The sequence below is a fragment of the Bradyrhizobium cenepequi genome (assembly GCF_020329485.1).
GTDB classification, from domain to species: Bacteria; Pseudomonadota; Alphaproteobacteria; order Rhizobiales; family Xanthobacteraceae; genus Bradyrhizobium; species Bradyrhizobium cenepequi.
In genome coordinates this window covers 100,549-122,380 of record NZ_JAGKJI010000018.1, presented here as the reverse complement: position 1 = coordinate 122,380, position 21,832 = coordinate 100,549, and the positions used below count along the sequence as shown (strand labels likewise).

Annotated in this window: 21 protein-coding genes; 11 read left to right on the top strand and 10 right to left on the bottom strand. The window is 62.0% G+C overall.

Annotated elements, in window-relative coordinates:
* Nucleotides 1–29 precede the first annotated feature (29 nt).
* The 8 genes from J6497_RS20195 to J6497_RS20160 all read left to right on the top strand — a co-directional run bounded on the left by J6497_RS20195 (nucleotide 30) and on the right by J6497_RS20160 (nucleotide 7,082).
* Entirely contained in the window at nucleotides 30–899 is an 870-nt protein-coding gene (locus J6497_RS20195; RefSeq protein ID WP_225706029.1) for a GNAT family N-acetyltransferase, read from the top strand.
* Between the two features lie 141 nt (nucleotides 900–1,040).
* The gene (locus tag J6497_RS20190; RefSeq protein ID WP_225706028.1) at nucleotides 1,041–2,342 is read left to right on the top strand and encodes an ABC transporter substrate-binding protein; all 1,302 of its coding nucleotides are present in this window, start codon (nucleotides 1,041–1,043) and stop codon (nucleotides 2,340–2,342) included.
* Nucleotides 2,343–2,396: 54 nt separating this feature from the next.
* On the top strand, nucleotides 2,397–3,296 hold the full coding sequence (locus tag J6497_RS20185; protein WP_225706027.1) for a branched-chain amino acid ABC transporter permease: 900 nt from the start codon (nucleotides 2,397–2,399) through the stop codon (nucleotides 3,294–3,296).
* On the top strand, nucleotides 3,296–4,252 hold the full coding sequence (locus J6497_RS20180) for a branched-chain amino acid ABC transporter permease (RefSeq protein WP_225706026.1): 957 nt from the start codon (nucleotides 3,296–3,298) through the stop codon (nucleotides 4,250–4,252). Before J6497_RS20185 ends, J6497_RS20180 begins: the two co-directional genes overlap by 1 nt.
* Complete coding sequence (locus J6497_RS20175) at nucleotides 4,252–4,995, top strand: ABC transporter ATP-binding protein (protein ID WP_225706025.1); 744 nt, start codon at nucleotides 4,252–4,254, stop codon at nucleotides 4,993–4,995. The genes J6497_RS20180 and J6497_RS20175 overlap by 1 nt, the downstream gene beginning before the upstream one ends.
* The gene (locus tag J6497_RS20170) at nucleotides 4,992–5,663 is read left to right on the top strand and encodes an ABC transporter ATP-binding protein (protein ID WP_225706024.1); all 672 of its coding nucleotides are present in this window, start codon (nucleotides 4,992–4,994) and stop codon (nucleotides 5,661–5,663) included. Before J6497_RS20175 ends, J6497_RS20170 begins: the two co-directional genes overlap by 4 nt.
* A gap of 87 nt (nucleotides 5,664–5,750) precedes the next feature.
* The gene (locus J6497_RS20165; RefSeq protein WP_225706023.1) at nucleotides 5,751–6,713 is read left to right on the top strand and encodes a dihydrodipicolinate synthase family protein; all 963 of its coding nucleotides are present in this window, start codon (nucleotides 5,751–5,753) and stop codon (nucleotides 6,711–6,713) included.
* Between the two features lie 33 nt (nucleotides 6,714–6,746).
* Nucleotides 6,747–7,082 (top strand): hypothetical protein, encoded by a 336-nt coding sequence (locus J6497_RS20160; RefSeq protein ID WP_225706022.1) that lies wholly within the window; start codon nucleotides 6,747–6,749, stop codon nucleotides 7,080–7,082.
* Nucleotides 7,083–7,167: 85 nt separating this feature from the next.
* Here J6497_RS20160 and J6497_RS20155 read toward each other — a convergent pair whose 3' ends face one another.
* The 10 genes from J6497_RS20155 to J6497_RS20110 form a co-directional block, all read right to left on the bottom strand.
* Complete coding sequence (locus J6497_RS20155; protein ID WP_225706021.1) at nucleotides 7,168–7,344, bottom strand: hypothetical protein; 177 nt, start codon at nucleotides 7,342–7,344, stop codon at nucleotides 7,168–7,170.
* 183 nt (nucleotides 7,345–7,527) lie between these two features.
* On the bottom strand, nucleotides 7,528–8,079 hold the full coding sequence (locus tag J6497_RS20150; RefSeq protein ID WP_225706020.1) for a GrpB family protein: 552 nt from the start codon (nucleotides 8,077–8,079) through the stop codon (nucleotides 7,528–7,530).
* A gap of 233 nt (nucleotides 8,080–8,312) precedes the next feature.
* On the bottom strand, nucleotides 8,313–9,347 hold the full coding sequence (locus J6497_RS20145) for a D-alanine--D-alanine ligase family protein (protein ID WP_225706019.1): 1,035 nt from the start codon (nucleotides 9,345–9,347) through the stop codon (nucleotides 8,313–8,315).
* Nucleotides 9,344–10,327: a putative zinc-binding metallopeptidase gene (locus J6497_RS20140; RefSeq protein ID WP_225706018.1), complete on the bottom strand. Its 984-nt coding sequence runs from the start codon at nucleotides 10,325–10,327 to the stop codon at nucleotides 9,344–9,346. Before J6497_RS20140 ends, J6497_RS20145 begins: the two co-directional genes overlap by 4 nt.
* A gap of 370 nt (nucleotides 10,328–10,697) precedes the next feature.
* A complete protein-coding gene (mdlC, locus tag J6497_RS20135; protein WP_225706017.1) occupies nucleotides 10,698–12,323 on the bottom strand; it encodes a benzoylformate decarboxylase in 1,626 nt (541 codons plus the stop codon).
* A 149-nt stretch (nucleotides 12,324–12,472) separates the two neighbouring features.
* Nucleotides 12,473–13,327: an HTD2 family dehydratase gene (locus J6497_RS20130; RefSeq protein ID WP_225706016.1), complete on the bottom strand. Its 855-nt coding sequence runs from the start codon at nucleotides 13,325–13,327 to the stop codon at nucleotides 12,473–12,475.
* Nucleotides 13,324–14,451, bottom strand: coding sequence for a CaiB/BaiF CoA transferase family protein (locus J6497_RS20125; RefSeq protein WP_225706015.1), 1,128 nt, complete (start codon nucleotides 14,449–14,451; stop codon nucleotides 13,324–13,326). Before J6497_RS20125 ends, J6497_RS20130 begins: the two co-directional genes overlap by 4 nt.
* Nucleotides 14,452–14,461: 10 nt before the next feature.
* Nucleotides 14,462–15,628, bottom strand: a complete 1,167-nt coding sequence (locus J6497_RS20120) for an acyl-CoA dehydrogenase family protein (protein ID WP_225706014.1) — start codon at nucleotides 15,626–15,628, stop codon at nucleotides 14,462–14,464.
* Between the two features lie 416 nt (nucleotides 15,629–16,044).
* Nucleotides 16,045–17,319: a cytochrome P450 gene (locus J6497_RS20115; protein WP_225706013.1), complete on the bottom strand. Its 1,275-nt coding sequence runs from the start codon at nucleotides 17,317–17,319 to the stop codon at nucleotides 16,045–16,047.
* A gap of 20 nt (nucleotides 17,320–17,339) precedes the next feature.
* Nucleotides 17,340–18,611, bottom strand: a complete 1,272-nt coding sequence (locus J6497_RS20110) for a cytochrome P450 (RefSeq protein WP_225706012.1) — start codon at nucleotides 18,609–18,611, stop codon at nucleotides 17,340–17,342.
* 483 nt (nucleotides 18,612–19,094) lie between these two features.
* On the opposite strand from J6497_RS20110, the gene J6497_RS20105 reads away from it, so the two are divergent.
* From J6497_RS20105 to J6497_RS20095, 3 genes are all read left to right on the top strand, one after another.
* Entirely contained in the window at nucleotides 19,095–20,267 is a 1,173-nt protein-coding gene (locus tag J6497_RS20105) for an isovaleryl-CoA dehydrogenase (protein ID WP_225706011.1), read from the top strand.
* A 93-nt stretch (nucleotides 20,268–20,360) separates the two neighbouring features.
* A complete protein-coding gene (locus tag J6497_RS20100; RefSeq protein WP_225706010.1) occupies nucleotides 20,361–20,867 on the top strand; it encodes a hypothetical protein in 507 nt (168 codons plus the stop codon).
* Nucleotides 20,868–20,872: 5 nt separating this feature from the next.
* Nucleotides 20,873–21,796 (top strand): hypothetical protein, encoded by a 924-nt coding sequence (locus J6497_RS20095; protein WP_225706009.1) that lies wholly within the window; start codon nucleotides 20,873–20,875, stop codon nucleotides 21,794–21,796.
* Nucleotides 21,797–21,832: the final 36 nt, after the last annotated feature.

Sequence of the window (21,832 nt, the reverse complement as noted above, 5' to 3'; positions counted from 1 at the left end):
GGACCACTCGCTCGTGGTGATATCGGTTCATGAGTCCATCGGCACGATCGCCCTCCACAGAGAACCTGCGCATCCGCACGATGCGGCCGGACGAAATCTCGATAGCCGTGAACTGGGCGGCGGCCGAAGGCTGGAATCCGGGTCTCGCCGACGCCGCCTGCTTTGCCGCGCCCGACCCGGAAGGCTTCTTCATCGGCGAGCTCGACGGCGCTCCGGTCGCAACCGTCTCCTGCGTCAATTACGATGAGAGCTTCGCCTTCCTCGGCTTCTACATCGTCCGGAAAGACTTGCGCGGTCGTGGCTATGGTCTGCGCATGTGGAATACGGCCATCGCGCATGCTGGCCGACGTGTGATCGGGCTCGACGGGGTGGTGGCGCAGCAGGAAAACTACAGGAAGTCCGGGTTCGAGCTCGCTTATGCCAACATCCGTTATGGCGGCACCGCCGCGGCACCGGACGCGCCGCAGGCCAATGTCGTCGCGCTCACCGACGTCCCGTTGGCGACGGTGGAGGCGTATGACGCGACGGTGTTTCCGGCCAGGCGCACCGCGTTCCTGCGCGCCTGGATCGACTCGCCCGGGCATGTCGGTTGCGCGCTCGTGCGCGACGGCGGGCTTGCCGGCTGGGGCGTGATCCGTCCGTGCCGGAGGGGCCGCAAGATCGGCCCGCTGGTCGCCGACGACCGCGCCAGCGTCGAGATGGTTCTCTCGGCTTTGCTGGCCCGCGTGGGCGGCGGCGAGATCTTCCTTGATGTTCCAAGCGTCAACTGCGACGCCGTGGCGTTGGCGCAAGACTTGGGGCTTGCGTCAGTGTTCGAGACCGCGCGCATGTATACCGGCACTGTTCCGCCATTGCGGCTGGAGCGGGTATTCGGCGTCACCACTTTTGAGTTGGGGTAGCGCCCTCGCGAACGAACGTGACGTCGCGCTCTCAGGCGATCAGTAAATGCTGGCAAAGGACGCAAATTATAGTAGCGTTACGGCAAGAAAAAACGGCCACCAGGCCAGATACAAATAGTGAAAAAACAGGGAGGGCCTCCAATGCAATATTTCAAGACCGCACTTGCGGCGGCCGCAGCAACTGCAATTTTTGCAGGCGCCGCTCTTGCGCAGAGTAAACCTCAGGAGATCAAGATCGGTATTGCGACATTCCTGTCGGGACCGGCTTCCGTTTTCGGCGTGCCGGCAAGGGCCGCGGCGGAGATGATCGCGGAGGATCTCAACAAGAAGGGCGGTATCGGTGGCGTTCCGGTCAAGCTCTCCTTCATCGACGAAGGTGCCGGCGGCGAGGCCCTGGTTTCAAACTACCGCCGCATGGTCCAGGACGAGAAGGTTGACGCGACGTTCGCTGCAATCTCTTCCGGTAGCTGCAATCAGCTTGTTCCGGTTGCCGAAGACCTCAAGGTCATGAACTTCATGTGGGATTGCGGCGCCGCTTCCATTCTCGAGACGAAGAAGTACCGCTACAATTTCCGCACTCAGGCCAACGGCACGCCGGAGATGCTGGCGGTGCTCATCTATCTCCTCAAGACGAAGCCCGACTTCAAGACGATTGCGGTCGTCAATCAGGACTACGCGTGGGGTCGCGAAAGCTGGGAGATATTCTCCACTGCGTTGAAGGCGATGAAACCTGACGTCCAGGTCGTTGCAGAGCTGTTTCCGAAGTTCGGTGCCCCTGACTATTCCACCGAGGTGTCTCGTTTGCTGGCACTCCGACCTGACGTCGTGCTCACGACCGCCTGGGGCGGCGACCTCGACACTCTGGTGCGCCAGGCGGGTCAACGTGGCTTGCTGCAGCAATCGACATTCGTGCTGGGTATCGGAGAATCGTCAATCCAGCGATTGGGCAAGGATCTGCCGGAGGGCCTGATCGTCGGTGCGCGGGGAGACCACTGGTTCCTGCATCCGGAAAAGAAGAATGATCGGGCCTTCAAAGCCTTCAACGAAGAGTTCAAGGCGAAGACGGGCGCATGGCCGATCTATCCGGTCTATCATATGGCGCAAGCATTCAAGGCGCTGCAAACGGCTTATGACAAAGCCATCAAGGCGAATGGCGGCAATTGGCCCACGCGGGAGCAAGTCGTGGATGCGACGGCCGGCACAGAGTTCGCAACCGGCTTCGGCCGGCCGGTCAAGCTGAGGCCCGAGGACAATCAGGGTCTGGAAGCCCAGCTTGTCGGCGTCACTAAATCCTTTCCGGGCTACGACTTCAAACTCCTCGACAACATGATGATCTTCGACCCGAAGGTGATCACCAACCCGGCGGGCGTGCGGTCGGTCGAGTGGCTCAAGACGCTCAAGCCGGAGTTCGCCAAAATGGACGTGCCGACCTTCAAACAATAGCGCTCCGTTACCGCCCTCCGGCTGTCCGGGGGACGGGCTTCCCTGAAGGTCGCCATGAACTCGACTCTCGCGATACTGGCCGTCCTCGACGGGATCAGCTACGCCGCCCTGGTGTTTTTGGTTTCCGTCGGGCTCAGCCTGATCTTCGGCGTGCTTCGCGTCGTGAACGTGGCGCACGGCTCCCTGTATGCCTTTGGCGCCTATCTTGCCGCGACATTCAGCATCAAGGTTGCGCCGGTGTCGCCGTGGCTCACCTATCCCGCGCTGCTGGCCGCGTCGATCGTGATCGGCGTAGTTTGCGGCGGCTTCATTGAACGCTTTCTGCTGCGGCCGCTGTACGGACGGGACGATGTCCTTCAGCTCTTGATCACGTTTGCAGCCTTCATGATCATGGACAATCTGCAGCGTCTGATCTGGGGCGTGCAGCCGATCTTCGCAGCCGAGCCTTTGAAGCTGCTGCCGAACGTGACCGTGTTCGGCGTGAACTACACGTCCTACCAGGTCATCCTGCTGCCGGTCGTGGCGCTCGCGACGCTGTTCGGCCTCCGCTACTTCCTGCGTCGCACCCTTGCCGGGGCTGTGATCCTGGCCGTTACGGAGGATCGTGAGGCCTCCACGTCCATCGGTATCGACGCTAGGCGCGTCTATTTCGCCACGTTCATCATCGGAGCGAGTTTGGCGGCACTCGGCGGCGCGCTTGCCTCGCCGACGACGTCACTCGTACCCGGGATGGGCGCCGACATGATCGTGCTCTCCTTCGCCGTGGCGGCAACTGCCGGCCTGGGGCAGATTGAAGGCGCCGCACTCACCGCCCTTATGATCGGTCTGACGCGCGCCTTTATCATCTACCTCCAGCCGGAGTTCGAAGTTCTCGTACCCTATCTGCTGATGGTGCTGGTGCTTCTGGTGCGTCCGTTCGGACTGTTCGGCGCTGTCCATGTGAGAAAAATCTGATGACGACCCGCATCAAGCCGATCACGGCGGTCGCCGTCATCTTCTTTCTGGTCAGCGCGATCGCGCCGCTGTTCGTGTCGAGCTGGGCTACGCTGTTCGCGCTGATCCTGGCCAAGGGCGTCGTCGTGCTCGGCATCGTCCTGCTGCTGCAGGCGGGGCAGGTATCGTTCGGACATGCGATGTTCTTCGCCGCCGGCGCCTACACGGCGGCCTTCTGGGGCAAATACATCGGTAGTGGCGACATCCTGCTCTATGTCGTGCTCGCAGGCGCCTCGTCCACCGTTTTCGGCCTGATCGTCGGCCTGTTCGTGGTCCGCTACCGCCAGATCTTCTTCGGAATGCTCAACCTGGCCTTCTCGATGGTGTTGTGGTCGCTTCTTGAAAAGATGTTCCATTACACCAATGGCGCAGACGGCATCCGGGTGGCGCGTCCCGACTTGCTGGGGTTTTCCTTCACGCCGGAAGTCTTCCAGTATGTCATCCTTTACGTGAGCCTATTGATCGCAGTTGCTGCATTCTGCGGCATGCAACGCTATCTCGAGAGCCCGCTCGGGCACATGTTGCGGGCGATCAAATCGAACGAGACTCGGCTCGAATATCTGGGAATGTCGGCTCGCCGCGTGCTGCTCATAGCTTACGTGATCTCCGCATTTCTCGGCGGTGTCGGCGGCGCGCTAGTGGCTATGATTCAGCAGATCGCTACACCGGAGTTCGGCTTCTGGACCAAGTCGGGCGAGTTCGTGTTCATCGCGATCCTTGGTGGCGGCGCCCACGCTTTCGGCGCGTTTGCGGGGGCTGCGATGTTCGAGTGCGTCCGGTTCTATGCGGCCGCTCACCTCGCGGACTCCTGGCAGCTCATTCTCGGCGTCGTCCTGATCGCGATCATCCTTTACGCGCCAAACGGGCTGATCGGCCTCAGGCAACGGTATAGTCACTCCAGGAAGGGGGAGCACTGATGGCCAACGTCCTGCTCTCCGCCAAGGACATCAAGATCCGGTTCGGCGGGATTATCGCCGCGGACGGGATCGACCTTGACATCCATGAGGGAGAGAATCTCGCCATCATTGGACCGAACGGCGCCGGCAAGACGACCTTCCTCAACATATCGACGGGCTATCTCCGGCCGCAGGCCGGTACGGTGACTTTTCTTGGCCACGACATTACTGCGCATCTTCCACGGAGCATCACCAAGCTTGGCATTGCTCGCGCCTTTCAAATTCCGCAGCTTTTCCTCGATCAGACAGTCATGGAGAACATGCTGATCGCGGCGGCCTCGCGGCAGCGATACCCGTCAGGCTTCAAGGCTCTCTCGCGATTGCCGGAGGCGCCGGAAATGGAGCGGCTGCTGGAGCTCGTCGGCGTCAGGTCTTATGCCGACCGAACGGCGCGAGAGTTGCCTGAAGGGCAACGCAAGCTGGTTGATATCGCGCTTGCGCTTGCGCTGAAGCCCAAGCTGTTGCTTATGGACGAACCGACCTCGGGCGTGGCCTCTTCTGAGAAGCTCGAAATCATGGATATTCTCACCGCCGCGCTCGCGAAGGAGAAGGTTACGTCGGTCTTTGTCGAGCACGACATGGACATGGTCGAGCGTTACGCCCATCGTGTCGCCGTATGGAACGTGGGGAAGATCCAGAAGCTCGGCACGCCGGCGGAGGTTCTGATGGACCCAAAGGTCCGAGAGCAGGTGATCGGCATATGACACCGATGTTGAGTTTCGAGAATGTCAATGTCGCGATCGCCGATGCGCCGGTGTTGCGCAATGTCAATTTCTCGTTGAGGCCCAGCGTAAGTGCCGCGCTCATTGGCCGCAACGGTGCCGGCAAGACCACGACCGTGCGCACCATCATGGGCTTCACGAAAGCGGTCGGCGCCGTGCGGCTGGATGGCGAGGACCTCGGGCCGATTGCGCCGCACCGCCGGCCGTTGCTGGGTGTGGGCTACGCGCCTGAAGATCGCCGCCTGTTTTCGGCTTTTACCGTGGAAGAAAACATCCTTCTGCCTGGTCGCGTGGCGAAGCTCGCTGCGGAAGAGACACGACGAAGGTTGGAGCGGGCCTACTCCGTGTTGCCGGAGCTGAAAGAGCTTGCCAGGCGTCCGGCGGGATCGGTCTCGGGCGGACAAGGCAAGATGGTCGCGCTCGGTCGCGCGCTCATGCTGGGTACCCGCCTCCTCATTCTCGACGAGCCCTTTCAGGGACTTGCCCCTGTCCTCGCGCAGCGATACGCCGAAGCGCTTCGTCGGCTTCGTTCGCAGGACAAGGACATTACGATGCTGATTACGGAGTCGAACCCGAAGCTGCTCGAGACGTTTGCCGACGTGACCCTCACCATCGAAAGAGGCGAGATAGAAGGCGGTTCAAGCCAATAAACCAGGATTGGGTGACTCGGCTGACCGGCGGGAAAGCGCTAGGCTTACGGGTAGAACCCTGTAGGAGACCGCAGAAGGAGACGACACATGGGCCGGTATCAAGATTTCGTGCCCCACGGTGTGATCCCGGCAGTGCTGCTGCCGTTCCTCGAGGATCTGTCGATCGACGAGCATAGCTTCCGAGCTCACTTGCGCGATGTCGCGGCGGTGCAGGGATTGTCGGCGGTCACGATCAACGCGCACTCCACAGAGGTTGCATCCTGCACGAGGGACGAGCAGCGTCGCCTCATGGAGATCACGGGCGAGGAAGTCGGCAGCACTTTGCCGATCATCCACGGTGTCTGGGCAGACGGCAGCCTGGAGGCGGCGCGGATTGCGCGGCAGGCGCAGGCCGGCGGAGCTTCGGCGCTGCTTGTGTTCCCGCCGGCTCCGTTCACGCTTGGCCAATCGGCTGAGATGGTGCTGGCCCATTTCAAGACCATCCGCGACGCGTCTGATCTGCCAATGATCGTGTTTCAATATCCCTTGGCTACGGGGCAGGGCTATCCGGCGGCGACGCTGGAGCGACTGCTCGATGAGGTGCCGACGATCCGCGCGATCAAGGACTGGACGCCACTGGTGCCGCAGCACGAGAGCCAGATTCGTGTGTTGCAGGGGCGCAAGCCCTCCGTCAACGTGCTATCGACCAACAGTGCATGGCTGTTGAGTTCCCTGGTGCTCGGCTGTAATGGCTTGCTTTCCGGCAGCGGCAGCGTGATCGCCGATCTTCAAGCCAGGCTCTATCGCGCCGTACAGACCAACGATCTTGCAGAAGCCCGTCGGCTCAACGATCGGATTTATCCATTGGCGCGCGTGTTCTACGCTGATCCCTTCGTCGATATGCATAACCGCATGAAGGAAGCTTTGGTTTTGCTTGGAAAGCTGCCTCGTGCCGTGGTGCGGCCGCCTTTGGTCAAGATAACGGATGCGGAAATCGCGCGAATCCGGGCGTCGCTCGTGGAAGCAGGGCTGTTCGACCAGGGAGCGGCGCCAGGACGCAACGCCGCGTAGATACGTGATCTCCGGATTCGGATCTTGAGTTCGATGACTGAAGACGAGCCCCTCGACGAGATTTCAATGATCGAAGCTCGGCTCGAGCAGCTTGCCGAAGTCGCCGAGCGATGCAGAAAGATCATTTTGGTTTCCAAGGTGGCAATCGCATGCGGTATCGCATTGCTGATCGTTATGATGCTCGGCCTGTTCGGGCCTAACCAAGTCGCTGCTATTGGGTCGGTGACCCTGGTGCTGGGCGGAATCGTATCGCTCGGATCGAATGTCAGCACGTTGCAACAGACGTCGGCCGATATAAGCGCCGCGGAGTTGCTCCGTTCTGATCTGATCGACAGGATCAACCCCAAACTGGTTGGTGAGAGCGCCTAGAGCATGATCCGGAAAAGTGTGAAGCGGTTTTCCGAAAAGATCATGCCTAAAGCGCGATGATGATTCATCCTCATCTCATCGCGCTTTAGTCCTCATCCGGCTCGCGCACGACCGGCGGTTCGTCGGTTCGGTTCTCTTCGTCGTCCTGCTCCTCGTCCTCTTCGTCGTCATCAGGATCTCGGGGCGGCATCGGGTTGCCTATGATCGCGAAGGCGCGCCAGTCGATCCTGGTGGGAACGACCTCGGGGATTTGTCGGGTCATGTTGTTGCTCCTCGGATGTAACCCCCGGTCATTTTACCCGTTTTTCGGAGCTAGGTCAGATACGGAATTGGCGGCCGAGGCGGACGATGTCCCACTGTTCCTGGCAGACGACCTTGAGACGAGTGTCCGAGTTCGCCAGATTCGGGCCAAGAGCATATATTGAGGCTCTGAAATCTCGCGCAGCTATTGATCTCCTGCATTGGCGCGCCATGCACGAGCCTTAGCTGTTGTCTCTTCGACAAAGACATTTTTGCCGGTTCGATAGGCCTCTATGTTGTCTTTTGACGAAGCAGCGAGGGCCCGCTTAATGTCGGCATAGGCGCGGGCCGCCTCAGGGTGTGCGCGAAGATAGTCGCGAAACACCAGTAATGCTTCCCAACGAGGATGGGACGGCTCCATCAAATGCACATGGTGGGTCCATGGTCCTGGAGGCCCCTTTCGGAAGAACAACTCACTGGGGAGCCATGACGCGTACTCCGGTATGTAAATATAACCAAGTTCCTCAATGGGCCCGACGCATCGCTCCTTTGCCTCTTCAAGGCTACGTACGCCAACTAACAAGTCGATGATAGGCTTCGAGGGGAGACCAGGAACCGCCGTGCTGCCTATATGCTCAATGGCCAATGCGAATGAGCCGAGAGCGCTCTTAACTATCGCGCTCTCTTGCTCGAACAACGTCGGCCAACCGGGGTCATAGTCGGACACAACAATCGAACCAGCACCATATTTCTCCATGCTCACCTCCTGATTGTCGCCAACCGTATCATGCAATTTGCGCCGAACTTCGCGACAGGGTCACTATCCTACCGTGTCAAGTTCGCTTCGGGTTGAGCAGCCGACGTTGCGTCCGACGCCAACCTCCGTCCTCTTTGCATCTGAAAGCGGATGCGATGGCTTCATCGGCCGCAGGTCGCCTGTGGGCCAACAGGCGGGGAACCTGTCTCCTGCATGCTCGTCTCGCGTTGCCTTCAGCCTGCGGATACGCCCGCCTTTGCCCGGCTTATTCCGAGAGCCAAAATGCGATGCAGCAGGTCCGGGTAATCGAGTCCATCATGCCGAGCCGCTGTAGCGAACTCTTGGCTTTTCGCGATTTCGGGATTGGGGTTCGCTTCAATGAAATACGGAGTGCCGTCGCTAGAAAGGCGAAAGTCGATGCGCGCGTATCCATCGAGCCCCAGCGTTCGGTAGATGCGTTTTGCTATTCGCTGAATACGGGCGTAAACCTCCGGCGCAAGGTTCTTGGCCGGCCCATCTACAATTCCGACGCGCTCTTGATAATTGGGATCGTGTTTGACTTTTTCGGTGGCTATGTGCCGCGCCCCGTGACCGCCCATGCTGCCAAATTTCAATTCCCAAACCGGCAGAACTCGCAGCCGATTGTTGCCGAGCACGCCGACATAGAGCTCACGCCCCTCGATATACTGCTCGGCGATTGCGGCTGTTCCGACCCGCTCGTGGATGAAGGCGACTCGCTCTGCGAGCTTCTCGTCCGTATCGACGATGGATGCCTGCGAGATACCAAACGATCCATCGAGGTTCAGGCTCTTGACGATGAGCGGCAGCGCAAGACGCGCTGGTCGTTTGGCCTTGCGGCGCATCGGGAACACGGCGAAGGCCGGCACCGCGATCCGGCGATGGTGCACCAGCGTCTTGGACAGATCCTTGCCGCGCGCCAGGATCAGGCCACGCGGGTTGCACCCGGTATACGCGATCTGCATCAGCTCGAGATAGCTTGCGATGTGATGGTCGTACATCACCTCGTTATGAAACTCCTCCAGCAACGTGAATACCACATGCGGTTTGAAACCTTCGATCTCGTCGCGCACCGGCTTGATTTCCTCCTGCACGCCGAGTGGGCGAACCTCGTGGCCGGCCGCACGCAAGGTACTCACGACATCGTATTCTGTTTTCCATGCATTGATTTGCTGCCCAGTATATCCGTCGGTAGAGTCCGGAGGCACGAAGTCCGGATGCATGAGCACCAGGATGCGCAGGCGTCTCATAGCGCGATCCATTTGCGGCGCGACGGGCCGAACAGCGCGTGCATGGTCTTGGCGGTCAACAGGACGGTGAAGTTCATCACAAGCTTCCGTTCAGGGCCGACGGCACGCAGATCGAGCTCGCGGCAGCGGGATATCATGTCGTCAAGCACAGCATCGAGCGTAAGTTGGTTCTCGCCCGTCCACCGTGCGACAAGCTGCCTGATTTGGGCACGGTGCCGTCTGATGAAGACCGCAGCCGGTTGCTCCCGGCGATGCCGTGGATCGGCGGAAAAGAGCCGGGAGAGGTCGCGGTCGTAAGTCTTCGGTGGCTTGAAGGCGTAGAACGCCTGTTTTCTTTGATAGTGGTCGCCAAGCGTCTGGCTGAGCTCATGCAGCGGATCGACACGTTCCCGCGTCGTGACTAGCGGCCGCTTCCCGGCGATTTCGTTCATCAGTTCGTCAACATATTCGAGCTTCTTCAGCGCTGGCCAACCTGCATAACGCGTCCGCCAGTTTGAACGTGGCCGCAGCCAGACCGCGAAGGTTTCGGCGAAATCCTCGTCCGGATGGCTCTGCGCGTACCAGAGCCGGAGATGCTGGACATAGCTCCGGCTGGCCGGATTGGGCCGGTAGTAACGTGGATAGTGTTTCGAGGATGGGCCGAACAGCCGCTGCCAACGCCGACGGCGGTGCAGTCGGTAGGCGTGCTGCACGGCATGGCCTGCCTCATGCCGGAGAATGGCCATGCACTCGGACCAATTGCCGCCCTCGACGTCGAGCATCATTTTCTTCTCGATCTTCATCAGGCGGGGATGGGTGAGATAAAATGGGATGGCGATGCCGGGCACATCTGCCGGACTAAACCATTCGCTCGATATCCATGCGTGTGGCCGCAACCGGATGCCCCGCCCTTCGAGCTCTTCATAGAGAGCGCTGAGACAATCCTCGAGCCAAGTGTCTTCGACCGCAACCCTCAGACTACTGAGGCGTTGCTCAAGCAACTGTTCATCCGACAGCTTTTCCCAAGCATATTTCCGGCGTGGCATAGGCATCCAAAAGTCAAAACACCTTGGATGGTGTCATAGGTTGCTGTCGGCTACAACCGCCGAGCCTCCGTCGAACGGGCCTCAGCTATCGTCGCGCGGGTACCGCACTGGCCCATCGCAACGGCTATCCTCTACGCTGCATCGGCGAGCCAAGCCGGAGGATCTGATTTCAAGGCAGGCCGGCGGAAAGTCCGCTTAGTGACGGTGAGGCGGGCGCGCATCGATGTCCGGCCTACCGCAGCTATCCGACGTGACAGCCGCTTCGTCGCTGTTCGGCTCGGGCCAACAGGCGACATTCAGATGAGGTCAAAGGCTATTTCGCCCGCTATCCCTTCTGCGCGTAGAGCAGCGGCACCGCCGAATCCACGATCACCTCAACCAGGCTCGTGCCGTCATGCGCGAGCCCGCGCTTCAGCGCGGTGGAAAGCTCAGCGGCCTTCGTCACCCGCACCGCGTGGCAGCCCATGCCTTCGGCGATCTTGACGAAATCGATATCAGGCAATTCAAGCCCCGGCACGTTGCGTACCTGCATGACCTGGCTGAACGAGCGCATCGCGCCGTAACCCGCGTTGTTGATCACCACCACGGTCACGGGCAGCTTGCGCTGCGCCGCGGTCCATAGCGCCTGGATCGAATACATCGCCGAGCCGTCGCCGATCAGGCAGACGATGTGACAGGCTGAGCGGCCGAGTGCCATGCCGACCGCCGCCGGCAGGCTGTAGCCGAGGCCGCCGCTCGCCATGGTATAGAAGCTGTCCTGCCCGCGCATCGGCATGAACTTTTGCATCGCCGGGCGATGCGACGGCACCTCTTCCACCAGCACGTCGTCCGGCCCCATCGCGGCGGAGAGTGAATGCATCAGGAATTCGGCGGCGATTGGATCGCCGGCCGCCGGCACAGGCGGCAATGTGCGGCCAGTCGGCACGGCGCGTTTGGTCTCGGGCAACGCCTTCAGCAGCATCGCAAGCGACGGCTTCACCGTGCCGATGATGCTGTTGCCGACCGGCGTGAACGATGCCGCGCTTGCATCGTCGGTGATCTGGAACAGCGTCGTTGCGCCGTCGAAGATCGCTGCGTGGCCCTCGACATGGAAGGTGAACACCGGCGCGCCGATCACCACGACCAAGTCATGGTCGCGCAGCGCTTCCGACAACTGCCCGGGGGACGCGTGCAGGAAGCCGGCGAATTGCGGATGCCGCTCGGGGAATGAGCAGCGCGCCGAGAACGGGCTCGCCCACACCAAGGCTTTGGCCTTCTCCGCGACCTTGACCATGAGATCGACGGCCTGCGCGCGGTCGACGGCGGGACCGACGATGAGGGCAGGGTGCTTGCTCTCGGCAAGCGCCGCGACCAGCGCTTTCATCGCCGTCGGATCGGGCCCGATCTCACGGCTGATCTCGCGCGCTTCAAGGGGCTGCGTCGGCCGGTTCCAGTCGTCGACCGGCACCGAGACGAAGGTCGGCCCGCAGGGCGGCTGCATCGCGATGTAATAGGCGCGTGCGATCGCGCCCGGCACGTCCTCGGGCCGTGCCGGCTCGACGGCCCATTTCACGTAAGGCTGCGGAAAGTCGGTGGCGCGTTCGGCATAGAGGAATGGCTGCAGCGGCAGGATCGAGCGCGCCTGCTGGCCCGCGGTGATCACGAGCGGCGTCTGGTTGCGGTAGGCGTTGAAGACATTGCCGAGCGCGTGCCCGACGCCGGCGGCCGAATGCAGATTGACGAAGCCGGCGTTCCGCGTCGCCTGCGCATAGCCGTCGGCCATCCCGACGACGGAGGCTTCCTGCAGCCCCAGCACATAGTCGATGTCATCGGGCCAGTCGCTCAGGAACGGCAACTCCGTGGAGCCGGGATTGCCGAACACCTTTTTGATGCCCAAGGCACGGAGCAGGCCGAACGTTGCGTCCTTGACGGTAACGGCTTTGCTGTTCGTGGCGGGCTTGCGCGACGACATCAGGCGATTCTCCCATCAGTAGATGCTCCGTCTGCGCGGAGCTGTGTCCGATACTCCGTCATTCCGGGATGGTGCGTTAGCACCAGACCCGGAATCTCGAGATTCCGGGTTCGCGTCTTTGACGCGCCCCGGAATGACGCGCTAGCGCGTCACCACGTCGCCGTGCCCTTCATCGTCGGCTGTCCTTCAGAATTCGCGGTCCACAGTTCCAGGGCGGCGCCATTCTCATTGGCGTTGACCGAGAACTCGCTGCCCTCGAACAGCGGCTGCACGCCGCGATAGACGAACGTCTTCGGCGGCTTTCCGCCGTGAAGCTTGGCCGCCAGTTCGATGATGAGCGCGGCCTGCAGCGGCCCGTGGAAGATCAGCCCCGGATATCCCTCGACCTTGGTGACGTAGTCGCGATCGTAATGGATGCGGTGGCCGTTGAAGGTCAGCGCCGAATAGCGGAACAACAGCACCGGATCGGCCATGTGGCTCTCGCGGTGCTTTGCAACCGGCGGCAGGGGCGGAGCCTTCGCAGGCGCGGCCGACGGCGTGCTCGTCATCTCGCGATAGACGATATCCTGCCGCTCGCGGATCGCGAGCCCGCGCGGCGTCGTCACTTCGTGATGCACGGAGACGAAGCACAGCGTGCCGGTCGAACCGCTCTTTAGACTCACGTCGGAAATGCGCGACATACGTTTCGGCTCGTCGCCGACCCGCAACGTGTCGAGGAATTCGACCTCGCCGCCGGCCCACATCCGGCGCGGCAGCGGCACCGGCGGCAGGAAACCGCCCCGGGTCGGGTGGCCGTCGGGGCCCAGTTCCGACATCGGAAACACCGGCTGCGCCAGGCACCAGTGCACCGTGAACGGCGCGGCATCGCCTACCTTGGGCTCGCCGATCTCCTGGAACAGTGTCGCGCGCAGCCCCTTCACGAGCTGCGCAGTGACGATGTCGGTGGCTTCGCTGGTGCGGCCGACCCATTGCCTGAGATGGTCGAGGTCGAGTGGTTCATTCATGACTGTGCTCGCGCAGGAAAGGTCTTGTTGGCGCTGGTCTGCTCGCCGATCGCCGGCACAGCGCCATAGTGGCGCGGCTCGCCGACGAAGATCGCGGCCGGCGCCGGATAGGCGACGCGGCCGTTCGGCGTGTCGACCTCGATCCGGCGCAGATGCGGATGGTGTGCGAGATCGGCCATGGTGTTGACCTCGGCGAAAGCGATGTCGGCATCGCCGAGTTTCTGCAACAGCTCGTCGCGTGTCAGCTTCGCGAAGGCATCGCCGACGGTCTGATCGGTCAGCGCACGGTTGCGCACGCGCTCGACCATGTTGGCGAAGCGCGGGTCGCCGGGCAGCTCCGGTTGTCCCAGCACCTCGGCGCACAGTTTCTTCCATTCCCGCTCGCTCTGGATCGAGATCAGGATCTCCTTGCCGTCCCTGGAGCGGAACACGCCGTAGGGAGCGATCGAGGGATGGGCGAGGCCCATGCGCTTCGGCGGCTTGCCGTCCTCGGCATTGAGCAGTGGTACGGTCAGCCAGTCCGCCATCACGTCGAACATGGAGATGCGGATGTCGGCTCCCACTCCGGTGCGGCCGCGCGCGATCAAGGCTTCTAGGATCGCGGCATGCGCGGTCGCGCCGGTCGCGACGTCAACGATCGACATGCCGACGCGCGAGGCGCTCTCCGGCCCGCCGGTGATCGAGGCCAATCCACTCTCGGCCTGGATCAGGAGATCATAGGCCTTGCGATTGGCGTACGGACCTTCGTCGCCATAGCCCGTGATGGTGCAGCAGATCAGCTTCGGATAATCCTTGCGCAGCCGCGCGAGCGAGAAGCCCAGCTTGTCCATCGAACCGGGCTTGAGGTTCTGCAAGAGCACATCGGCGCCCGCGATCAATTCCTCCAGGCTCGCACGACCTTCCTTGGTCGCGAGATCGACCACGACCGAATCCTTGCCGCGGTTGAGCCAGACGAAATAGCTGCTCTGGCCCTTGGCGGCGGCGTCATAGCCGCGGGCGAAATCGCCCTCGGGGCGTTCGATCTTGATCACATGGGCGCCGGCATCGGCCAGGCGCGACGAGCAGAATGGGGCTGCAACCGCCTGCTCCACGGCGATGACGGTCAGTCCCTCGAGCGGCAGCATGCGTCTTTCCTCAGTAGGAGCGGGGCATACCGAGCACATGCTCGGCAACGAAGGAGAGGATCAGATTGGTCGAGATCGGCGCCACCTGGTAGAGCCGCGTTTCGCGGAATTTGCGCTCGACGTCATATTCCTCCGCGAAGCCGAACCCGCCATGGGTCTGCACGCAGGCATTCGCCGCTTCCCAGGACGCATCCGCCGCCAGCATCTTGGCCATATTGGCTTCCGCGCCGCAGTCGAGCCCGGCCTCATATTTGCGCGTGGCTTCCTTCACCATCAGTTCGGCCGCGCGCATCGAGGCGTAGGATTTCGCGATCGGAAACTGGATGCCTTGGTTCTGGCCGATCGGGTGGCCGAACACGACGCGTTCCTTGGCGTAGTCGGTCGCTTTCGCGATGAACCACTTGGCGTCGCCGATGCATTCGGCCGCGATCAGGATGCGCTCGGCATTCATGCCGGAGAGGATGTAGCGGAAGCCCTTGCCTTCGTCGCCGATCAGGTTTTCCGCCGGCACCCGCATGTCCGTGAAGAACACTTCGGTCGTCGCGTGATTCATCATGGTTCTGATGGGGCGGATCTCCAGCCCCTTGCCCTTGACGTCGCGCATGTCGACGATGAACACCGATAGACCATCGGTGCGCTTCTTCGCCTGCTCCTTCGGCGTGGTGCGCGCGAGCAGGATCATCAGGTCGGAATGCTCGGCGCGGCTGGTCCAGATCTTCTGGCCGTTGACGACGTAGTGGTCGCCATCGCGCTTTGCAAAAGTCTTCAATGAGGAGGTGTCGGTGCCGCTGGTCGGCTCGGTGACGCCAAAGGCCTGCAGCCGCAATTCGCCGCTCGCGACCTTCGGCAGATACTTCGCCTTCTGCTCCGCGCTGCCGTGCCGCAGCAGCGTGCCCATGGTATACATCTGCGCATGGCAGCCGCCGCCATTGCACCCCGCACGCTGGATCTCTTCCAGGATCGCCGCCGCCGCAGAAAGCGTCAGCCCCGCGCCGCCATATTCCTCGGGGATCAGGACCGAGAGATAGCCGGCCTGCGTCAGGGCGTCGACGAATTCCTTCGGATACGCCATCTGCCGATCGAGCTTGCGCCAGTATTCGCCGGGAAACTGCGCGCAGAGCTTTGCCACCGCATCGCGGATGTCGGAATGGTCGTCATGTTGTTCTGGTGCGGTCATCGGAAATCACCGGCGCTGGCGGGATAGCAGATCGGCGGGCCTTGGCGGCTCCGGCGTAATCTCCCTGTGCTCTTTGCCATAGCGTATGAAACACCATGCCAGGCTTGGCAAGCATGGATTACGGTGCCGCAGCCCGGAAGAAGCGCAGCGCCATCGGAGGATCATTCCCGCCCGCGGAAAAATCCGTCCCTCGATCCTCACCCTGAGGAGCGCGCTTGCGCGCGTCTCGAAGGATGAGGCCCGGCCGGTGGCCTCGCCCTTCGAGACGCGCGCTCCGCGGTCTCCTCAGGGTGAGGAGACAGAGTGGAGCACGTACTCTCCACGTCATTGCGAGCGCAGCGCAGCAATCCATTTCACCGCTTGCGGACGCATGGATTGCTTCGTCGCTGCGCTCCTCGCAATGACGACGCTGGCCGTCACCCCGGGATGCGCACGGGGAGGGTCTCGTAGCCCTTGATGAAGCTCGAATAGATTCGCCGGGGCTCGCCGACCACCTCGATGCGGTCGAACCGCTTCAGCATCTCCTCCCAGACGATCTTCAATTGCAATTCAGCGAGCCGCATGCCGACGCAGCGGTGGATGCCGAAGCCGAACGACAGATGCGTGCGCGGTCGCGGGCGGTCGATGATGAACTCGTTGGGCCGGTCGATCATCTCTTCGTCGCGGTTGCCGGAGACGTACCACATCACGACGCGATCGCCCTTCCTGATTGTCTTGCCGCCGAGCTCGGTGTCTTCAAGCGCGGTGCGTCGCATATGGGCGAGCGGCGTCTGCCAGCGGATCACTTCCGGCACCATCGAGTCGATCAGTTCAGGGTTTTCCCGGAGCTTCTTGTACTGCTCCGGGTTCTCGTTCAGCGCCAGCACCGAGCCGGTCATGGTGTTGCGCGTGGTGTCGTTGCCGCCGACGATCAGCAGGATGATGTTGCCCATGAGATTGTCGGGGTCCATGTGCCGCGTCGCATCGCTATGCGCCATCATCGACAACAGGTCGTTCTGCGGCGGCGCCTTGATGCGCTCGTTCCACAGATTGGCGAAATAGGCGCGGCACTCGTCCATCTCCTGCCGCCGCTGCTCCGGCGATTCCACGATGCCGCTCTTGGGCAGCGCGGTCGAGACGTCGGACCAGCGGGTCAATTTCCGCCGTTCTTCCCAGGGGAAGTCGAACAGCGTCGCCAGCATCTGCGTCGTCAGTTCGATCGAGACCCTGTCGACGAAATTGAAGGTCTCATTGCGCGGCAGGCTGTCCAGCACGCGCGCCGAACGCTCGCGGATCAGTTTCGCAAGCTCGTCCAGATGCGTCGGCGTGAACATCGGCGACACCGTCTTGCGCTGCGCCGAATGCTTCGGCTGGTCCATCGCGATGAAGCTCGGCCAGTCAAAACCCTCCGGCAGGTCGCGAATCCCGATGCCGCCCAGGCGCGCATCGGAGGAGAAGATGCCCTGGTTGGTGTCGACATGCATGATGTCGTTGTACTTGGTGACCGACCAATAGGGCTCGATCGGCGCGTTGGTGCAATAATGCACCGGCTCTTCCTTGCGCAGCCGCTCGAACCACGGCTGCCAGGTGTCGTTCTGGAACAGCCGCGGCGCGCCCGGATGGAAGTCCTTCAGTGGCGTCGAATAGGCCTCCTCGCGCGCCAGCCGCATCAGCTCGGTTCTGTCGGCCCTCAGCGAAGTCTGCACGTTCATCGCTATCAGCTCCTTGCGGCTCAGCCCGCGATGCGGACCGGCAGCGTCTCATATCCCTTGATGAAGCTCGAATACACGCGCTTCGGCTCCTCCACCACCTCGATCGTGTCGAAGCGCTTCAGGATCTCTTCCCAGATGATCTTCAACTGCAATTCGGCCAACCTAAGGCCGACGCAGCGGTGAATGCCGAAGCCAAAGGAAATGTGAGTACGGGGACGGGCGCGGTCAATGATGAATTCATAAGGCCGGTCGATCACATCTTCGTCGCGGTTGCCCGAGACGTACCACATCACGACCTTGTCACCCTTCTTGATCTGCTTGCCCCGGAACTCGATGTCGGCAAGCGCGGTGCGGCGCATATGGGCGAGCGGCGTCTGCCAGCGGATCACCTCCGGCACGAAACTGTCGATCAGGTCGGGATTCTGCTTCAGCTTTTGATACTGGTCCGGATGCCGGTTCAGCGCATAGATGCTGCCGGAAAGCGTGTTGCGCGTGGTGTCGTTGCCGCCGACGATCAGAAGGATCAGATTGCCAAGGAAGTTCTTCGGGTCCATGTCGCGCGTCGCGGGACTGTGCGCCATCATCGAGAGCAGGTCGCTCTTCGGCGGCTGGTTGATCCGCTCCTGCCAGAGCCGCGAGAAATAGCTGGCGCATTCCATGAGCTCGGCCTGCCGCTCGTCCTCGGTCGCGACCAGCCCGCCCGCGCCCGGAAGCGTGGTGGCGACGTCGGACCAGCGCGTCAGCTTGCGCCGTTCGTCCCAGGGGAAATCGAACAGCACGGCCAACATCTGCGTGGTCAGTTCGATCGAGACCTTGTCGACCCAGTCGAACACGTCGCCGCGTGGCAGATTGTCGAGGCATTCGGTCGAGCGCTTGCGGATGTTGATCGCGAGCTGGTCGAGATGGGTCGGGGTGAACATTGGCGCCACGGTCTTGCGCTGGGCGCCATGGCGCGGGTGGTCCATCGCGATGAAACTTTCGCGCCGCAGGTCGGGGGCGACGTCGCGGATGGTGATGCCGCCGAGTGAGGCGGCCGAGGAGAACACCGAATGGTTGTTTTCGATCTCCATGATGTCGTTATATTTGGTCACCGACCAATAGGGCCCGAACAGGCTGTCCCGGCAGTAGTGCACCGGCTCTTCCTGGCGCAGCCGGTCGAAATAGGGCCAGAACGTATCGGTGCGGAACAGTTCGGGGTCACCGGGGTCGAATTGATCCAGCGGGACCGAATAGGCCCGCCCCCGCGCTGCCTCCTGGGCTTCGTTCTGAAGGCGATCGATCGTCCCGTGCATGGCGTATCTCCCTGGATCGTCCCGGCCCGGTTGTTCCGGCGAGCGCATTTCCAGCGAATTACAACCCGCCGTGCCCCACGGGGCAAGGGCGAGTTTGGCACATTTGGCCGCATGGGAGCTTGCAGTAATCGGCGCAAAAGCGAGCCCAGATTCCACCTCGCCCCGTCCTTGCGGGGAGAGGTCGGAATTCAAACGGAGTTTGAATTCCGGGTGAGGGGAGCCTCCGCGAATCCATCTCTACCAGCCTCGTCATTCCGGGGCGTCCGAAGGACGAGCCCGGAATCCATTTCGCCGCTTGTGCAGGCGGAAAAATGGATTCCGGGCTCGACGCTTCGCGTCGTCCCGGAATAACGGCGGTGGTTGCTGGCGACGGTCACATCGCCCCACGTGGGGGCGAGGGAGAAAATATGCCCCCCGTGACAAGCCGCTCGCCAGCGAATAAGCCTAGGGGCAACAAGCCATTCTGCCGGAGGCCGCCCGACCATGATTCCCAACGCGCAACGGATGTTCAATTTCGATCTGGGCGAAACCGCGGACGCAATCCGCGAGACCGTTTTTGATTTCGCGAGCAACGAGGTCGCCCCGCGCGCGGCCGAGATCGACCGCACCAACCAGTTTCCGCGCGACCTCTGGCCGAAGATCGGCGCGCTTGGGCTGCACGGCATCACGGTCGAGGAGGAGTATGGCGGTTCCGGCCTTGGCTATCTCGAGCACTGCATCGCACTGGAGGAGATCTCGCGCGCGTCCGCCTCGGTCGGCCTGTCCTATGGCGCCCATTCCAATCTCTGCGTCAACCAGATCCGCCGCAACGGCAACAAGGCGCAGAAGCGGAAATATCTGCCCAGGCTGATCTCCGGCGAGCACGTTGGTTCTCTTGCAATGTCCGAGCCGAACGCCGGAAGCGACGTGGTCTCGATGAACACCCGCGCGGAGAAGAAGGGTGACCGCTTCGTGCTCAACGGCAACAAGATGTGGATCACCAACGGCCCCGTCGCCGACACGCTGGTGGTCTATGCCAAGACCGATCCGAACGGTGGGCCGCGTGGCATCACCGCCTTCATCATCGAAAAGGGCATGAAGGGCTTCTCCACCGCGCAAAAGCTCGACAAGCTCGGCATGCGCGGCTCCGACACCTGCGAACTGGTGTTCGAGGATTGCGAGGTGCCGGAGGAGAACGTGCTCGCCGAGGTCGGCCGCGGCGTCAACGTGCTGATGAGCGGCCTCGACTATGAGCGCGCGGTGCTCGCGGCGGGCCCGATCGGCATCATGCAGGCCTGCATGGATGTGGTGATGCCCTACGTCCACGAGCGCAAGCAGTTCGGCCAGCCGATCGGCACCTTCCAACTCGTGCAGGGCAAGGTTGCCGACATGTACACCACGATGAATGCCTCGCGCGCCTATGTCTATGCGGTGGCGAAAGCCTGCGACCGCGGCGAGACCACGCGCGAAGACGCCGCCGGCGCGATCCTTTACGCCGCCGAGAAGGCGACGCAATGCGCCCTCGACGCCATTCAGCTCTTGGGCGGCAACGGCTACATCAATGATTATCCGACCGGCCGCCTGCTCCGCGACGCCAAGCTCTACGAGATCGGCGCCGGCACCAGCGAAATCCGCCGCATGCTGATCGGCCGCGAACTGTTCGACAAGACCGCGTAGCGCGTCCTTGTCTTCCCTTGTCATTCCGGATCGCGATGAAGACTTCGAATTAAATAGACCACGTCTTGAGATCAGCAGGGTCAGGGCATTGTCATGCGATACGCGCTAGTTGCAACAGCTTCTTACCTCCTGCTCGTCGATCTGGTGGACCGTGTCACCACACCGATCGAGGAACACCGCAGAGAATATTACGGTATATCCTGGTTCGCCGATGGAACGGACCTGGTTCTGTCGCACAGCGGCCTCGACAATCAGACGCTTGTCGACATGGTGACCTACGCCCAATCGGAAGTCGGTTGGATTTCGGCCGGCGCCCTGGAATCAGGCAGGTTCCTGTCACAGCCCCACCAGATTCTATGTCTCACCGACGGTAAGGTGGCCTGTACGAATACCGGCCGCAATGCGGTGACGATCATCGATCTGCACAAGCCAGGTCTGTTTCAGGAGGCCCGGATTAGCTCCTCACGCTGGCACTGGGCGACTCGTCCGGCGACCATCTCAATTCCGTCTTCGCGCGCCATGATCGGCTCTATGTCGTTGCCCACCGCTTCAACAAGGGATCGCAGCTCGCAATATTCTCGCTTTCGGACCTGCGGCTGATTGAAGTGCAGTCCTACAGTCACGTCAGCGGCCTGCACAACATATTCGTCACCGACGACGGCAGCAAGATCGCCTGCCACTCCTCAGGAGGCAGCCTGATCGACCTGGCTAACAACCGTATCCTGTGGGAATCCGGCTCCGCGATCTACACGCGCGGCCTTGCAGCCACCTCCGACCATATCCTCGTCGGCGCATCCAGCAAATCCAGCCGCGCGTCACGAGCCCATTCCTTGAGTGGCCTTTGGATTCTCAACCGACGAACGTGGCAGGCGAGCGACTATCTCGCTCTCGGTCCTTACGGCGCCGTTCATGAGGTCAGGCTTGCCGATGTACCCGACGACGCTCATCACGGGCACTCGTTCGCAGGTCTCGATCGACTGCTCGCGGCTGATCTGTGGCGCGAGATCGAAAGCCGACAACTGTCGCGTGCGCGAAATGCCGCGAGCGGGCGGCAGTTCTGGCAGGATTTCGATATGCTCTTGGGAGCACCCGAGCGACTGGACGACGGCGTTCGGGTGGCGGCTTCCGACGATCTTTGCCTCGCCATTGGACGTGGCAAAATGCGCAGCCCGCTCGGTTTTCGGTACAGGCTCGATCCGTCCAGCGCGGGAAGCCATGTGTCGCTCGTGGTCGGTTACCGTGGAAACGGTGACGATTCGGATATGGCCGCATTGCTGCTACAGAACTCAGGACGCGCGGCAGTCCTTTCGATCTGGCGGCAGGACGGCGCGACATGGCATCTGGCACAGCAAGGGATTGCGCACGATCTGCCCCTTGCCGGGCAGCTCGTGGCCAACTTGTCCGCTGGCGACCTGGTGGTCGAGATCGACGGCAGCGAGGTGCTCCGCACTACCGCGGATGCGCTCGGAATTGCGCGCTGTGACGAGGGGCTGGGGATACGTTGGCTAGGGTGTGAGGTGCGCCCCTAAGCTGGAGGCCTCCTTGACCGCGGAATGGCTCGGCAG

Coding starts and splice junctions, on each gene's coding strand:
- J6497_RS20195 (WP_225706029.1), top strand. CDS start 30: ATGAGTCCATCGGCACGATCGCCCTCCACAGAGAACCTGCGCATCCGC.
- J6497_RS20190 (WP_225706028.1), top strand. CDS start 1,041: ATGCAATATTTCAAGACCGCACTTGCGGCGGCCGCAGCAACTGCAATT.
- J6497_RS20185 (WP_225706027.1), top strand. CDS start 2,397: ATGAACTCGACTCTCGCGATACTGGCCGTCCTCGACGGGATCAGCTAC.
- J6497_RS20180 (WP_225706026.1), top strand. CDS start 3,296: ATGACGACCCGCATCAAGCCGATCACGGCGGTCGCCGTCATCTTCTTT.
- J6497_RS20175 (WP_225706025.1), top strand. CDS start 4,252: ATGGCCAACGTCCTGCTCTCCGCCAAGGACATCAAGATCCGGTTCGGC.
- J6497_RS20170 (WP_225706024.1), top strand. CDS start 4,992: ATGACACCGATGTTGAGTTTCGAGAATGTCAATGTCGCGATCGCCGAT.
- J6497_RS20165 (WP_225706023.1), top strand. CDS start 5,751: ATGGGCCGGTATCAAGATTTCGTGCCCCACGGTGTGATCCCGGCAGTG.
- J6497_RS20160 (WP_225706022.1), top strand. CDS start 6,747: ATGACTGAAGACGAGCCCCTCGACGAGATTTCAATGATCGAAGCTCGG.
- J6497_RS20155 (WP_225706021.1), bottom strand. CDS start 7,344: ATGACCCGACAAATCCCCGAGGTCGTTCCCACCAGGATCGACTGGCGC.
- J6497_RS20150 (WP_225706020.1), bottom strand. CDS start 8,079: ATGGAGAAATATGGTGCTGGTTCGATTGTTGTGTCCGACTATGACCCC.
- J6497_RS20145 (WP_225706019.1), bottom strand. CDS start 9,347: ATGAGACGCCTGCGCATCCTGGTGCTCATGCATCCGGACTTCGTGCCT.
- mdlC (WP_225706017.1), bottom strand. CDS start 12,323: ATGTCGTCGCGCAAGCCCGCCACGAACAGCAAAGCCGTTACCGTCAAG.
- J6497_RS20130 (WP_225706016.1), bottom strand. CDS start 13,327: ATGAATGAACCACTCGACCTCGACCATCTCAGGCAATGGGTCGGCCGC.
- J6497_RS20125 (WP_225706015.1), bottom strand. CDS start 14,451: ATGCTGCCGCTCGAGGGACTGACCGTCATCGCCGTGGAGCAGGCGGTT.
- J6497_RS20120 (WP_225706014.1), bottom strand. CDS start 15,628: ATGACCGCACCAGAACAACATGACGACCATTCCGACATCCGCGATGCG.
- J6497_RS20115 (WP_225706013.1), bottom strand. CDS start 17,319: ATGAACGTGCAGACTTCGCTGAGGGCCGACAGAACCGAGCTGATGCGG.
- J6497_RS20110 (WP_225706012.1), bottom strand. CDS start 18,611: ATGCACGGGACGATCGATCGCCTTCAGAACGAAGCCCAGGAGGCAGCG.
- J6497_RS20105 (WP_225706011.1), top strand. CDS start 19,095: ATGATTCCCAACGCGCAACGGATGTTCAATTTCGATCTGGGCGAAACC.
- J6497_RS20100 (WP_225706010.1), top strand. CDS start 20,361: ATGCGATACGCGCTAGTTGCAACAGCTTCTTACCTCCTGCTCGTCGAT.